The sequence below is a fragment of the Acinetobacter piscicola genome, assembly GCF_002233755.1.
Classification (GTDB): Bacteria; Pseudomonadota; Gammaproteobacteria; order Pseudomonadales; family Moraxellaceae; genus Acinetobacter; species Acinetobacter piscicola.
Genome location: NZ_NIFO01000029.1, coordinates 1 through 14,573, shown reverse-complemented (window position 1 = coordinate 14,573; position 14,573 = coordinate 1). Strand labels below are relative to the sequence as shown.

Annotated in this window: 13 protein-coding genes; 9 read left to right on the top strand and 4 right to left on the bottom strand. The window is 37.3% G+C overall.

The window, feature by feature from the left end:
- Positions 1-64: 64 nt before the first annotated feature.
- The 5 genes from CDA10_RS15290 to CDA10_RS15270 all read left to right on the top strand — a co-directional run bounded on the left by CDA10_RS15290 (position 65) and on the right by CDA10_RS15270 (position 3,626).
- Positions 65-1,141: a hypothetical protein gene (locus CDA10_RS15290; protein WP_089606440.1), complete on the top strand. Its 1,077-nt coding sequence runs from the start codon at positions 65-67 to the stop codon at positions 1,139-1,141.
- A gap of 125 nt (positions 1,142-1,266) precedes the next feature.
- Positions 1,267-1,995, top strand: coding sequence for a septum site-determining protein MinC (gene minC / locus CDA10_RS15285; RefSeq protein WP_089606439.1), 729 nt, complete (start codon positions 1,267-1,269; stop codon positions 1,993-1,995).
- A 62-nt stretch (positions 1,996-2,057) separates the two neighbouring features.
- The gene (minD, locus tag CDA10_RS15280) at positions 2,058-2,870 is read left to right on the top strand and encodes a septum site-determining protein MinD (RefSeq protein WP_010115379.1); all 813 of its coding nucleotides are present in this window, start codon (positions 2,058-2,060) and stop codon (positions 2,868-2,870) included.
- Between the two features lie 3 nt (positions 2,871-2,873).
- Positions 2,874-3,146 carry a cell division topological specificity factor MinE gene (gene minE, locus CDA10_RS15275; RefSeq protein ID WP_004722763.1) on the top strand — a complete coding sequence of 91 codons (273 nt, stop codon included), beginning with the start codon at positions 2,874-2,876 and terminating at the stop codon, positions 3,144-3,146.
- A 192-nt stretch (positions 3,147-3,338) separates the two neighbouring features.
- Complete coding sequence (locus CDA10_RS15270; protein ID WP_089606438.1) at positions 3,339-3,626, top strand: PA4642 family protein; 288 nt, start codon at positions 3,339-3,341, stop codon at positions 3,624-3,626.
- 104 nt (positions 3,627-3,730) lie between these two features.
- On the opposite strand, the gene rhtC is transcribed toward CDA10_RS15270, so the two are convergent.
- Together rhtC and CDA10_RS15260 are read right to left on the bottom strand one after the other, a co-directional pair.
- Entirely contained in the window at positions 3,731-4,351 is a 621-nt protein-coding gene (gene rhtC, locus CDA10_RS15265) for a threonine export protein RhtC (RefSeq protein ID WP_089606437.1), read from the bottom strand.
- 170 nt (positions 4,352-4,521) lie between these two features.
- Complete coding sequence (locus CDA10_RS15260) at positions 4,522-7,674, bottom strand: DNA translocase FtsK (RefSeq protein WP_089606436.1); 3,153 nt, start codon at positions 7,672-7,674, stop codon at positions 4,522-4,524.
- 317 nt (positions 7,675-7,991) lie between these two features.
- Between CDA10_RS15260 and trxB the strand changes: the two genes are divergently transcribed.
- The 4 genes from trxB to CDA10_RS15240 all read left to right on the top strand — a co-directional run bounded on the left by trxB (position 7,992) and on the right by CDA10_RS15240 (position 12,250).
- Positions 7,992-8,945, top strand: coding sequence for a thioredoxin-disulfide reductase (gene trxB / locus CDA10_RS15255; protein WP_089606435.1), 954 nt, complete (start codon positions 7,992-7,994; stop codon positions 8,943-8,945).
- 112 nt (positions 8,946-9,057) lie between these two features.
- The gene (locus tag CDA10_RS15250) at positions 9,058-10,611 is read left to right on the top strand and encodes a methyltransferase regulatory domain-containing protein (RefSeq protein ID WP_089606434.1); all 1,554 of its coding nucleotides are present in this window, start codon (positions 9,058-9,060) and stop codon (positions 10,609-10,611) included.
- Positions 10,612-10,680: 69 nt separating this feature from the next.
- A complete protein-coding gene (aat, locus tag CDA10_RS15245) occupies positions 10,681-11,412 on the top strand; it encodes a leucyl/phenylalanyl-tRNA--protein transferase (RefSeq protein ID WP_089606433.1) in 732 nt (243 codons plus the stop codon).
- A 22-nt stretch (positions 11,413-11,434) separates the two neighbouring features.
- Complete coding sequence (locus tag CDA10_RS15240) at positions 11,435-12,250, top strand: arginyltransferase (protein ID WP_089606432.1); 816 nt, start codon at positions 11,435-11,437, stop codon at positions 12,248-12,250.
- 45 nt (positions 12,251-12,295) lie between these two features.
- On the opposite strand, the gene rimI is transcribed toward CDA10_RS15240, so the two are convergent.
- Positions 12,296-12,754, bottom strand: coding sequence for a ribosomal protein S18-alanine N-acetyltransferase (gene rimI / locus CDA10_RS15235; RefSeq protein WP_089606431.1), 459 nt, complete (start codon positions 12,752-12,754; stop codon positions 12,296-12,298).
- Positions 12,755-12,878: 124 nt separating this feature from the next.
- Positions 12,879-13,760: a metal-dependent hydrolase gene (locus CDA10_RS15230; protein WP_089606430.1), complete on the bottom strand. Its 882-nt coding sequence runs from the start codon at positions 13,758-13,760 to the stop codon at positions 12,879-12,881.
- Between the last annotated feature and the right edge of the window lie 813 nt (positions 13,761-14,573).

The window sequence follows — 14,573 nt, the reverse complement described above, 5'->3', positions numbered from 1 at the left end:
TTTCACCATAAACATTTTCGGTATAAAACATGATGAAAGAAGTCAGTTTTCAAAGGGAATTGCAATGACAGAACAAGAAATTCAGCAAGAATCTAGCCAAAATACAATAAATAAAACAGGCATTCGTCAGCATATCCGTCACGATACAGTCGGTTGGAAACTGTTTTTAGCTTATGACATTTTTATGATGTTCATCATCGTATTCAACTTATTTTGTTTATGTGCCAATGCTTTATTGATGAGTAACTTTGGGAACTGGTTCTTTGAAAGTATTCATCTACCTCAAGTTTTACAATATTACAAAGATGCTCTACACCCATGGGTAGTTAAAACCGAAAGTTGGTTTATTACTTTTTTAATTGCAGAATTACTCATCCGTTGGTTCATTGCAATTATTTATAAACATCACACACGTTGGTTCTTCTTCCCTTTTATTCACTGGTATGAAATTTTAGCCATTAGCCCTTACTTACGGTTTTTACGTCTCATTCGTGCAGGGGTTATTGCTTATAGATTCCATGAAATGGGCTATAAAGTCGTTCCCGACAGCATTATGAAACGTGTTTTGTTCTATTATCGTGTGGTCATGGAAGAATTATCCGATCGTGTTGTGATTACTGTCATTGATGGCGTAAAACAAGAGTTAGATACCAGTTCCAGTCATAAAAAAATTATTCATGACTTGGTCGATCATCATCGTGAGATATTCGCCAAAGCTATTGCAGAAGTTCTACAAGAATCCTTAGCAACAGAATTAAAAACTCAACGTACTTTAATTACCAATAATGTAGGGCAAATCGTTCGCCAAGCCATTGAAGACACACCTCAATTGACGCAACTATTGCGTATGATTCCAATCGCAGGTGGGATGATTGAAAATCAGATACAAAATATTGGACAACAGTTAGGTGAAAATATTACTCAGGGTTTGATTCAGCCTTTCACTGAAGGTAGCGTAAAAAGCCCAAATGCAACCTATCAGCTCATTTCAACAAAACTGAGTCAGTTAAATATTGAAAATCAGTCTCTTGAAGAATTGGTTGAATCTGTAGTCTATGAGAGTTTAGAATCACTGAAGAAACAAGTTGCAGTAAAACAGTGGCAACTTGAATTGAATAAAAATGATCAAGCTAAAGAATAGCCATTTCATTGAAATTATTTGTATCTTTGCTAGAGAAATCGTTCAATTTGTTCTAGCATTTGCGCTATTTTACAAATTAACTTCAGATAGAAAATTTTAGGTCACAAGCCTTTTAAGGAATAATTATGGCTGATATACGGATTACAGGCAGAATGGTTAATTTTACACGATTAACCTTTGATACAAATGATCATGATGCCATCCGCCAGCAATTAACTTCGATGATGAGTGAAACGTCTTATCAAGGGGCTTTAGTCATTATCGACACCACAGTTGAACAAGAGCTTATTGCGCTTATTCAACTGATTATCAGTCTTGATTTACAACCTATGGCCGTCATTGATGGTTTATTGGGTGATCAGGCACGTGCAATTCAATTCCCTGTTTTGCCAGCAGATCGTCCTTTACAACGCATCAAACCGACCAAAGAACAAGTGGTTGAAACACCTGTAAAAGAACAAAGTTCATCTGCCAAAGTTGTTGAAAATACTGTAGCAGAAGCACCTAAATCCTTTAGCCATGTGACGTCTTATCACGATGAAATCTTAAGAACTGGACAATGCCTCGTTCAAGATCATGGTGATATTATTCTCAACGCAGGGATTAATAGTGGTTCTGAAGTAATTGCTTCAGGAAATATACATATCTATGGCAGTGTTCGTGGTAGAGTCATCGCAGGTGCAGGCGGGAATACCGCTGCAAGAATTTTTTGTCATTCACTAGAAGCTGAATTGGTTTCTATAGCAGGAACATATTGTGTAGCTGATGATATTCCACAAGATGTGGTAAAAAAAGCTGTACATATTCACTTGAATGATCAACAAGAGCTAGTCTTTGAAGCTCTTCAATTTTAATGTAAATTAAACACCATAAAAAATCCCCAATTAAAGGGATGACCATAACAGGAGTGGATTCGGTGGCCAAAATTGTTGTTGTTACATCAGGCAAAGGCGGCGTAGGTAAAACTACGACGAGCGCATCTTTTGCAACAGGTTTAGCCCTACGTGGTCATAAAACTGTTGTTATCGATTTTGACGTAGGTTTACGTAACTTAGACTTGATCATGGGTTGCGAACGTCGTGTTGTTTATGATTTTGTAAATGTTTTAAATAATGAAGCACGTTTACAACAAGCCTTAATTCGCGATAAAGATATCGAAAATTTATATATTTTACCTGCTTCACAAACACGTGATAAAGATGCCTTGACAGATGATGGTGTCGCTCGTGTTATGGAAGAACTTTCACAAGAGTTTGATTATATTATTTGTGACTCGCCTGCGGGCATTGAACGTGGTGCTATTTTAGCCATGTATCATGCAGATGAAGCGATTATTGTGACCAATCCTGAAATTTCGTCTGTACGAGATTCAGATCGAATTATTGGTATGCTCGACAGCAAAACAAAGAAAGTTGAAAATAACGAAGGACGTGTTCGTAAACACTTATGTATCACTCGTTTCAACCCTGAACGTGCTGATAAACAAGAAATGTTAACGATTGAAGATATTTCTAAAGATATTTTGCGTGTTCCAACACTAGGGGTTATTCCTGAATGCCCAAGCGTGCTTCAAGCATCGAACGAAGGTAAACCTGTTATACTTTATCAAGAAGCATCGGCAGGTCAGGCTTATGATGACTTAGTGGCTCGCTTCTTAGGTGAAGAACGTCCTTATCGTCACATCACTGTGAAACCTAAGGGTTGGTTAGCACGTCTATTTGGAGCGTAAGAAATGGCAGGATTTTGGAGTAAACTTTTCAGCAACGATGACAAACCATCTAGCGCCCAAACTGCTAAAGATCGCTTAAAAGTTATTGTTGCTTCTGAAAATGGTTTAGGCAAGCGTCTGAGCCAAGACAAGATTGACCAAATGAAGAAAGAAATCATGCAAGTGGTCAATCGTTATGTTCGTGGTGTAGATGAACAGCATATCCAAATGCAAGTTCGCTCAGAAGCGAATATTGAAATGTTGGAAATGAATATCAATTTACCTGAAGAACGTTAATTCTATTATTGATTAGTCAAGTAGATTGAATCAGGGCAAAATGGCGCAAGTTATTTTGCCCTTTTTAATTGGGTTATCAATTATTCATCAATGCTTTGCATTATTCCTTATTAAAGAAAATTTAATAAGGGTTTATATAATGATGAATAAGCTCAATGCGTTTTAAATTATTAAATTTGAGGAGATGCTGTTATGGCACTTTCACAGCCAGCAACGTTCAATGAAGAATGGTCAGACGAGCGTGTATTTGCCTATTTAACCCAACTTCCTCCTGAAGGTACAAACGCAGATTTTCATGTGCTTTATCATGCATTCAAACATATGCGTCCATTTGATTATGAGCGTTTATTGACTCAGTTCATTGCAGATAAGCGTGATATCAATGCAACCAACCCAGAAGGTCAACGCATCCATGATGTGATTGCGCAATACCCACGTCAAAAAGATGGGTTTTTAGAAGTTTTAGCTAAATTTGCTTAACATTTAAGTAAATAAGTAAAATCTTAAAATTAAGTACAAAAACCTGCTTTCAAGCAGGTTTTTTCTTTTAGCGTTAAACACGGGTCTAGGCAATGACTATAGTATCAATGGTTTCCAATCAAGTATGCACCAAACAATGTAAATATTCCGCCAGAAATTCCATCAATCCATTTTGCAGCATTCTGATAAGCTGCTTTAAAACTGGGTAATGAAAATACAAAAGCCACAAAGCTAAACCAAATCAATGTTTCTATAGACACAATCACAAAGAGTAAAGAATGGACACCGTCTAAATTAGGATTCGCAAGGAATATTGAAAATACGCTACCAAAATAAATCACAGCTTTTGGATTGGATAAATTGGTTAAAAAACCTTTCAGAAAAAAACGTAAATTGCTTTGTGGTAATTCAAATTTCTGTTGTTCTGCGATGGGTTTTTTACTGAATGCGGACTTGAGCATTTGAAAACCAAGCCAGCACAAATAAATTCCACCAATCACCAGCATGACTTGTTTTAACCAAGCCATTTTTTCAAAAATAATATTTAATCCCAATAATGCTAAAAGTGCCCAAAACATCACCCCTGCGGTAATCCCAAGAACCACAAACATCGATTGCTTTCTTGAGCGACTAATCGCCGTTTGCGAAACGAGGAAAAAGTCTGGCCCCGGCGTGATTAAAGCGCAAAAATGAATAAAGATTAATGTACATAAAGCAATCAACATCTTGAGAAGCTCGTTGAATTTGGATGGTTATACTACTACATTTATGTGAAAAGTTGTGTTTCACTTAGCTCCAGATAAAACATTATTAACATATAAAAAAGCTGATCTACAATAAAAAATACCCCTTCATTTTGACGGGGCATTTTCATTATTTTATGAAAGATAGCGTACTAAACCAAAATATCACGTTTACCGTTAGCACCTTGTTCGCTGACAATGCCCTGCTCTTGCATTTGATCCACAATACGTGCCGCACGATTATAGCCTAAACTAAACTTACGCTGTAACGATGAAACTGAAACCTTGCGTGTTTCTAGAACAAAGGAAACACATTGGTCGTATAAAGCATCACGATTTGGATCACCATCACCATCTTCAAAACCACGAGAAGTCGGTTCTTCATCAAAAGGTGTCAGGATTTCATCGACATAATCTGGATCACCACGCTCACGCCATGCATCACAGATACGGTTTACTTCATCGTCACTGATAAATGCACCATGTACACGCTCAGGGTCAATTTTACCGGGCCCGAGGAATAACATATCACCATGACCTAATAAGTCTTCTGCCCCACCACCATCAAGAATGGTACGTGAGTCAATCTTACTGTTTACACGTAAAGCAACACGCGTTGGAATATTGGCTTTGATCAAACCTGTGATCACATCAACAGATGGTCGTTGTGTTGCAAGTAATAAATGGATACCCGCAGCACGTGATTTCTGCGCAAGGCGCGTAATCATTTCTTCAGCTTTCTTACCCACTTGCATGATCATATCGGCGAACTCATCGGCAACAATCACAATCGATGGTAAAGGTTGTAATCTTGGCGTACGTTCTTGCATAACCGAATCGCTAGGCTTCCACGTTGGATCAATTAAATCCTCACCATTCGCAATTGCTTCTTCAACCTTACGGTTATAGTCTGCCAATTTACGAATCTTTAAGAAAGACATGAGCTTATAACGGCGTTCCATTTCATTGACACACCAATTCAGCGCGCTGACTGCATCTTTCATGTCAGTGACAACAGGCGTCAATAAATGAGGGATATCATTATAGTTTGCCAATTCCAATTGTTTTGGATCGATGAGAATTAAACGTAATTGATCAGGTGTATATTTCAATAACATTGATAAAATCATCGAGTTTACAGCAACAGATTTACCAGAACCTGTGGTACCCGCAACCAACATGTGAGGTGCTTTACCCAAATCTGTAATTACTGGATTACCCGAAATATCTTTACCCATCGCCATTGAAAGCATGCCAGATGGGTCTTTAAACATTGGCGTTTCAAGGAGTTCGATGAGTCGCACCATTTCACGCGAACTGTTTGGCACTTCAATACCGATATACGGTTTACCCGGAATGACCTCAACCACACGTACAGATGCCATCGACATTGAACGTGCTAAATCTCGTGAAATATTTGTCACTTTAGAGGCTTTAACACCCGGTGCTAAATCCAACTCAAAACGAGTAACGACTGGGCCCGGTTGTGCTTCAATCACTTTTGCTTTGACATTAAACTCTTGAAGTTTAATTTCCAAAAGTTCGGATAATCGAGAAAGTTGCTCTGCGGTAAAATTGACTTTTTTATTTGGATCAACTTTATCTAACAACTCTAAACCAGGTAATGTTGGTAAATCACGACGCTTTTGAGCCACTTGCATTGCACGTGACATCGGTCGCCCATGCGAATCTATCAATGGTGCATCTAAATCAAAGTCATCTTCAGTTTGATCTTCAATTTCTTCTAGAGGTTTACCTGCCGTTTCCTGCCATGCATCTCTAAAAGCATCTTTATCTGAAGCAATTAACGATTTCTCTTCTTCACTCACCAATGTTACTGGCTGTATATTTGTTTGAATATCCGCACGTGTAAACGCTGTCGATTGTGAATAATTTGTTGTGGTTTTCGCTGCTGTCTGATGAGCTACTTGGTTATGCTGATGATCATTATCGCTAAAGCCACCATCTGCAATATCTGTAAAGCCATCATCAGCAAGCATTGCTAAATCATCCAATTCACTCGCAAGAGTTTGTACTGTCGCACTTGACGTCACAATTGCAACAGAAGCACTAGAATTAAATTCTGGTAGAGCTTGTCCTAACGTATGAGCTAAATGTTGATTTACATTATGTTGAGATTGAACAGTTTCGCTATTAAATGGGCTATGAATATCGGTTGCTGTTTGACCGTTTGGCACAACTGCCAACAACTCATCAAAGACTTGATCATCATCCCAATTTAAAGACTTTTCTTGACGATTCAAATTTGCCTCAAAGGCATCACGTGCAACATGTTCAGGATCATTAAAAGTGTGCTTTAAATCATCCTCTGAAGCTTTCAGAAGTGCATCAATATCACTGTTATGATCTTGGTCTTGTTGTAGCGCTTTCCAAACCTCACCCGACGAAACTGTACGTTTACTGTCTTGTTCTAAGCGATGAGCCTTTTCTAAAGTACGTTCTAACTCTAAATCATCAATATCGCTGAAGCCATCTTGATCAAACTGAGAAGGCTGTTGAGTTCTGTGTTCCTGCTCTACCATATCGTCAAACAAGCGCTCAGCTGTTTGTGAATGTTTGGTTTTCTTAATAACCAAATGTTCTTTTGTATGAACTTCATCTTCAGGCTCAACAAATTCGGCTTGAGCTGTTACAGGTACAGGCTTTTGTGCTGCTGAACGGTTTTTATTTTTTTGAGATGTCGTTAAATCAAATGCAGACTCACTCTCAGGGACATTTCTATAAAAGAGTTCTTGTAAATATGATGGTGTGGCTTTTAATGTCGACCATGTTCTATTCCATTGAATCCCGAAGGCTAAAGTAAACAAAACAAGCAATAAAATAATCAGTAATACAACAGCGCCGTAAACCGTGATCAATTGAGTGAGACTTTCACCCAACTCATATCCAACGATTCCACCTGATGCATTTGCCAAAGTGTCTGCTGGCACATTCCACATCAAATATAAAAAGCTTGAAGTTGCAAGTAAAATGAAAAATTGAGCAGCATAACGAAATGGACGGCTTAAAAAACTTCTTGGCCACCATACTTGCACAGCTTCAATAAATATAAATACAGGGATAAGTAAACTCGCCCAACCTAAAAAGCCAAACAATAAATCTGCAATCCACGCCCCTGCTACACCACTGGCATTTGAAACCTGCTGTGTATCACTTGAGATATGCATCCAACCTGGATCAAATGGCGTATAAGTCACTGTTGCAAGGAACAGATATATCCCAAATGAAATCAAGAATATTGTTGTTAAAAAGCGCTGTGCATAAACATTCGACACCGCAGTCATATACTATCCTGTAACCAATTATTCAAATTACTCTTTTCTGAAGCTTTTAAACTTTCTTCAAAGCAGAAATCTTTATATTATGCACCTGTTCAGTAAAAAAAGATGCACTATTATTTACGTGTGTTGTAAGCATTGTTAAGAATTCAGTGATTTATTTTCTAACAGAATTCCCAAAGTGCTTTTATAACATTTCTATGCCTATATAGCTCATTTCGATTTAGATGATCAATATTACCCACATCGATGCCACACAACTTTGCTAGAGTTTCACGTATAATTCTACCAATTTCTATATTTTTTATAAAAAAGGATGACTCATGAGCGCTCGTCACTCTCGGTTAATTATTTTAGGTTCTGGCCCCGCTGGTTATAGTGCTGCTGTTTATGCTGCACGTGCAAACCTCAAACCAACGCTCATCGCTGGTATGCAATTGGGTGGTCAGCTTACAACAACGACTGAAGTAGATAACTGGCCGGGCGACCCTATCGGCTTAACAGGTCCTGCGTTAATGGATCGCATGCAAGCACATGCTGAGCGTTTTGGTACTGAAATCCTTTATGATCACATCAATGAAGTTGATCTCAATGTTCGTCCATTTGTATTAAAAGGCGATATGGCTGAGTACACCTGTGATGCTTTGATTATTGCAACAGGTGCAACAGCGCAATATTTAGGCCTAGAGTCTGAACAAGCTTATATGGGCCAAGGTGTAAGTGCTTGTGCAACATGTGATGGTTTCTTCTACAAAAACCAAAAAGTGATGGTTGTTGGTGGTGGTAATACAGCCGTTGAAGAAGCCCTTTACCTGTCAAATATTGCTTCACATGTCACATTAGTACATCGTCGTGATAAGTTACGTTCTGAAAAAATCCTTCAAGATCATTTGAACGAAAAAGTTAAAGAAGGAAAGATTTCGATCGTCTGGAATCATCAAGTGGATGAAGTTTTAGGTGATAGCGCTTCAGGTGTAACATCAGTACGTATTAAATCGACTCAAGATGGTTCAACTCAAGACGTTGATGTTTCTGGTATGTTCGTAGCGATTGGTCATAAACCAAATACTTCGATGTTTGAAGGGCAACTTGAATTGCGTAATGGTTATATTCAAGTGCATAGCGGTACAGCTGGTAATGCAACTGCAACTTCGGTTGCTGGTGTATTTGCTGCTGGTGATGTTGCGGATGATGTCTATCGCCAAGCCATCACTTCTGCGGGTTCAGGCTGTATGGCTGCACTGGATGCAGATCGTTATTTAGATGGTTTAGAATAAATATACGCATTGATTATTTTTTGTAAAAATAAACCGCCTATATGGCGGTTTATTTATTTTTAATTTATAAATAGTTGAATCATTTTTATAATTTTAATATGGGAAAAATACTGTGACGACAGCATGGACAGATGGTTATCAAACTGAAGTAAATTACACATATGGCTATTACAAAGATTTAAGTCCAAATTATCAAAAATTTTGTCTACTTTTAAATGGCGTTGATTGTTCAAGTAATGATTTAGACGATATGCATTGCGAGCTTGGTTTTGGTCAAGGCGTTAGTCTCAATATTCATGCTGCTGCAAGTTTTGGTACATTTTACGGTACAGATTTTAATCCTGCACATGCAGCACATGCCAATCAATTGGCTGAACAATGCCTAGTACCCCATCACTTTTATGATGCAAGTTTTGAAGAGCTGTTAAATAAAGATTTACCGATGTTTAATTCAATCAGCCTACATGGAATTTGGAGTTGGATTAGCCATGAAAATCAACATATTATTTTAAAATTCATTCGAAAGTTTTTAAAACCGAATGGTATTGTTTACATTAGTTATAACTGTGTTACGGGTTGGGCTGCTAATATGCCGATTCGTGAGTTATTTCATAGCCATTTCAAATTTAACAGCACCAGTACTAACCCGATTCAAAAGGTCAAAGATTCTCTGGCATTTAGTGAATCTCTTTTGCAACAAAATCCAAATTTCGCTAAACGTAATCCAAATGCTTTAAGCAAAGTACAAGACTTACAAAATCAAAATCCGAATTATTTAATTCATGAATATTTAAATCAAGATTGGCAATGCTTTTCATTCCAACAAGTAGTCCGAATTTTAGAAGACGTTAAACTGTCTTATGCAGGTTCAACCGACCTTAATACGCAATTGGATAATATTAATTTTACTCAAGAGCACCAAATTTTTCTGAATCAGATTGAACATCCAATTTTTAAAGAACAATGTCGTGACTATTTTGCAAATACACAATTTAGAAAAGATCTATTTATCCGTGGAAAAAATAATTTAACAGCTTTGCAAAAACAACATCGTCTTAGAAATACAGCCTTTGTATTGCTTACGGCACCTGAAACTTTGCCAAAAACTATTAATGGGTATTTGGGTGAATTTAATTTAATTCAAAATATTTATGAACCTTTAGGTGCGTATTTCAAAAAGCAGGACTATCAACCTCAGACCATTGCTGAATTAGAAAAAGCGATTCCTAATTTAAATTATGCTCAAATTTTAAATGCCTTGGTGATTTTGTGCCATTTAGGTTTAGCTTTACCTTGCTCGCAGAATCCAGCAACAGAAGAACAACTTCAATATTCACAAAAACTCAATCACTACATGCTAGAGCAAGCCAGTTACCATCAAAATTATCAAGTGTTAGCATGTGCAATCACTGGAATTGGCATTCCTGCAGATCAATTTAGCCAATTGTACTATCGTGCTCATTTTGTCGATGGTCTTAAAACAGCAAAACAATTCGCCGAATACATTCAAGGTGTTCTTGATCAATTGGATTGGAAAGTCTTAGATAAAGATGGCAATGCAGTCTCTGATCGCAAGCAAAGTTTAGACGTGCTTCAAGAAAAAGCGCAAAAGTTTATTCAGAGCGATAAATTAAAAATTGCGAAGCAACTGAAACTTTTTGCATAACATCTAACACGACACAACCCACAAAGATCAGCTAATATAAAGCTGATCTTTTTTATTTGATGATGAAACGTGAGTCAACTTCCTCTTTCACAATTTATATTTCCAGATCCAGTTGAAGCTGATCCAGATGAACAAGGTCTTATTTGTATTGGTGCAGATTTAACAGCATCCACACTTTATGAAGCATATACCCATGGATTATTCCCATGGTTTTCAGAAGGCGAACCGATCTGTTGGTGGAGTCCAGAACCACGCTGTATTATCCGTCCGAATGATTATCAACCCAGTAAATCATTGCTGCGGAATATGAAGAAGTTTGACTATGCGATTACCATCAATCGTAACTTTGAAACAGTCATTCGTTCTTGCGCTATGCCACGTAGTTATGCAGATGAAACATGGATTTCTGAAGATATTATCCAAGGATATTGCGATTTATTTGAAGCAGGCTATGCATACAGCGTTGAAGTTTGGGATCAAAATACCATCGTTGGTGGTCTATATGGCGTCACCATTGGACAGGGTTGTTTTGGCGAATCAATGTTTAGTACTCAAACCGATGTATCCAAAATGGCTTTTTATACATTAATGCTGATTGGTCGAGAAAATCATTTACCTTGGATTGATTGTCAATTGGTCAATGATCACCTCATCAGCCTCGGTGCTTGTACACTTTCTCGTCAGGAATACCTTAAATCGTTACAAGATGTAATAAAACAGCCCCCTATAGATTGGAAAAGTTATCAAGAGCGTGTATTTTCAAGTAAAACAATAGCGAATTTTTCGCATTTAATGGAATGAAAATAAAGGAGGGACATGATTTATGAATTCTTATCATCCCAAGTCCCTATTAAACGACTTACAGTACTACATTACGCCACCCCACGATTGCAGTTATTTAGAGAATAAATCTGCCAGAATGGTGTTTCTTGACCCGATTCAACGGATCGATGTAGTCACGCTGTCTGAGCTATCTAGAGTGGGCTTTAGACGCAGTGGCGATTTTGTTTATCGACCTGAATGCCATCTTTGTCGACAGTGTCTTTCCTGCCGTGTGCCTGTTGCAGAATTTAAAATGAGTAGTGCACAAAAAAAAGCATGGAAACGCAATCAAGATTTAACAGTAAAAATCATTTCTACAAAACAAGCCACTCAAACACATTATCAACTTTATGAACGTTACATTCTTGAAAGACATGCAGATGGAGATATGTTTCCACCAAGTTATGATCAATTTGAGAAATTTTTAATCCACAGTTGTACTGATAGCTTCTTCTTAGAATTATGGAAAGATGATCGACTGATTAGTGTTTCGACTTGTGATCAGTTAGATGATGGTATTTCTGCTGTATATACCTTTTTTGATCCCGATGAAAACAAACGCTCACTGGGTGTATTTGCCGTACTCAAGCAAATCGAATATGTGCAATCACAGAATTTAGACTATGTCTATTTAGGCTATTGGGTTCCACATTCCAATAAAATGAATTACAAATCCCAATATGCGCCTTTTGAACTGTTATTAGATGGTCAATGGCGACGCATTAACCGCCATTTAGAACCGCAAGAGATCCAACAGCTGGGAGACATGCTAATGACGACTCTCCCCTCTGAATGGAATGAGCCGATTATCAAATAATCGGCTTTTTTATTTTAATTATCTATTTAAAACAATCACTCAAACCTATTTAAATAATTGAGAAAAATCATCACCACAGGTTTTTACCATAATAATGGCATGCTCGCGACCACCTTCTTTTTTAGGATAATAGTTTTTCCTTAAATCAATTTGGTGAAATTCTGCCTTTTCATATAAAGCGATTGCTGCTTGATTTGACTCACGCACTTCAAGGAAAATTTGAACTGGATTATTTTTCAGCAAGGCAATCGATTCATCTAAAAGCTTAAAGCCTAGGCCTTTGCCCTGCTGACTCGGATGAATTGCCATCAATAACAAATTCGCCTCATCTAAAACAGGTTGTAAGATACAAAAACCAACAACTTGCTGGTCTTGTTCGATTACAGTGCTTACATAGCCATCCATTGATTCCTCAAATTGTTTTTTTGTCCAAGGGTGACTTTGTACTAGGTTTTCAATCTCAACGACAACTTGCAGATCAGAAGCTTGCATCAAACGAATCATCTTCGTTCATCAACTTAAAATAAAAAATGAATTATAAGAAATTATCAAAAGATGTCTAATAAAAAGAGCAACAATTGTTGCTCTATTCACAATAGATCTGCTAAAACACCTAGATATTAGAAAATTAAATTCCTAACTTAGCTTTCCATTTCTCTAACAAATCAACAGTATCTAAATCATTTGGATGAAAACCTGGTTTAAAATATGCCAACATCTCTCGAGTCATCCCTGTGATTACCCCTTTCGATGGGCTATAAGCATATTTATAAATCATTCCTAATTCTTTCAAATTTAACTTACCATCCTCTTTCAATAAGCGAATGACAAAAGAAGATTGAGTCACAAAAATTAGCGCCATTGCCACGACTAAAGCTGTATTACGTAATGCATACGCCTTCACACCTCGACCAAATATTTCTTCATAAACATCATAGGCAACAGCTTTATGTTCATTTTCTTCAACTGCATGCCAATACCACATATAAGACATTGTTGGATCTGTCATAAGTGCCTGAATGTTCTTATTCATCAATAATTGTGATGCAAGCGTTGCAGTAAAGTGTTCCAATGCCGTCGTTGCAGTTAGATCAACCATCTCTTGAGTCATACCAAATGGTCGCACAGCTCGAGCAAACCATTTACGTGCACCTTGAATTAATCTACCCGTTTCACGTTCATACTTAGCAACATCATGTCCATATTTTTGTGCTGAAGCATTAAACCCAGCATGCTCATGTGTATGCATTGCTTCTTGCCCAATAAAAGCACTGATTTCTTTTTGGAGTGCTTCATTGTCTTTAATGGCAGGGTGATAGCGCACCGCGCGCACAGAATCGATAAATAGCTTTTCACCATCTGGAAATAATGCAGACAATGCTGTCATGAAATGGGTAATTCCAGCAGAATTTTTTGCCCAATATTCAGGCACATCATCAAAATCAAAATTCATTCTGCGTACTGGGAATGATGCACCTGCACGATTGGAAATATTCACTTTAGCATTCATTGCTGTTGCTCCTTTTTAGCGTACTTTTCAGTACACAAAACTTTATGTTTGTTTTTCTTAATTGTTATATTACGACTTTATAAAAATCTAATAAGTTCAATTTAGGTCATACAAATATCAGTTAAGGACAGCTTTATAGACTCATTGTCTGACAATTTCAGCCATTTAGAATCGTGTATATAATCAGGAGTATATGAGTTGAATACTTATAGATGCTTAGACTACTTATAATTTGCTTTTACTTGCAGCATTCCAACAGGCTAAACCAAACTAGAAGCAACACTTTTTCTTATCAATCACTTTTACCACAACCATCTCATCAATCACCATAATCTCTATATTCTAATGATTTAAATTTCTAACCAATATGATGAATGAACATTAAAATTTTGTTCAACGCTTTCTAATTTAACCTGAGTTCGGGATAAGATATGTTACCAACTATATGATACGCGGAAACGTCAGTCGCATTGTTCGAGGCAGGGCTACACCTGTAATATACTGTTTTTGCGATATATTAGGTACTTGATGGTATCTGTCGAGTTGGCGACTGACAAATGGTTTTGCCTACTTTTCCCGAAAGAAAAGTAGGTCGAACCGAAGGTTAATCCTTACATCTGACTTTAAATGGTAAGACTCCGCTGCACCTGATCTATCTTTTCAATAACTTACATCAGAGTTTATCCCGAACTGACGTTAATTTAAAATTAGATAGGTTTTTTTATTTAGGGCAGGACAAAACCATAAAAAAGCGCCCCAAAGGAGCGCTTTTTTCTATACATAAGGGCTTATAGAGTTACTTTCGCAACAACA

Coding starts and splice junctions, on each gene's coding strand:
- CDA10_RS15260 (WP_089606436.1), bottom strand. CDS start 7,674: ATGACTGCGGTGTCGAATGTTTATGCACAGCGCTTTTTAACAACAATA.
- rimI (WP_089606431.1), bottom strand. CDS start 12,754: ATGATTCGTTTGATGCAAGCTTCTGATCTGCAAGTTGTCGTTGAGATT.
- CDA10_RS15290 (WP_089606440.1), top strand. CDS start 65: ATGACAGAACAAGAAATTCAGCAAGAATCTAGCCAAAATACAATAAAT.
- minE (WP_004722763.1), top strand. CDS start 2,874: ATGGCAGGATTTTGGAGTAAACTTTTCAGCAACGATGACAAACCATCT.
- minC (WP_089606439.1), top strand. CDS start 1,267: ATGGCTGATATACGGATTACAGGCAGAATGGTTAATTTTACACGATTA.
- rhtC (WP_089606437.1), bottom strand. CDS start 4,351: ATGTTGATTGCTTTATGTACATTAATCTTTATTCATTTTTGCGCTTTA.
- CDA10_RS15270 (WP_089606438.1), top strand. CDS start 3,339: ATGGCACTTTCACAGCCAGCAACGTTCAATGAAGAATGGTCAGACGAG.
- CDA10_RS15240 (WP_089606432.1), top strand. CDS start 11,435: ATGAATTCTTATCATCCCAAGTCCCTATTAAACGACTTACAGTACTAC.
- CDA10_RS15230 (WP_089606430.1), bottom strand. CDS start 13,760: ATGAATGCTAAAGTGAATATTTCCAATCGTGCAGGTGCATCATTCCCA.
- trxB (WP_089606435.1), top strand. CDS start 7,992: ATGAGCGCTCGTCACTCTCGGTTAATTATTTTAGGTTCTGGCCCCGCT.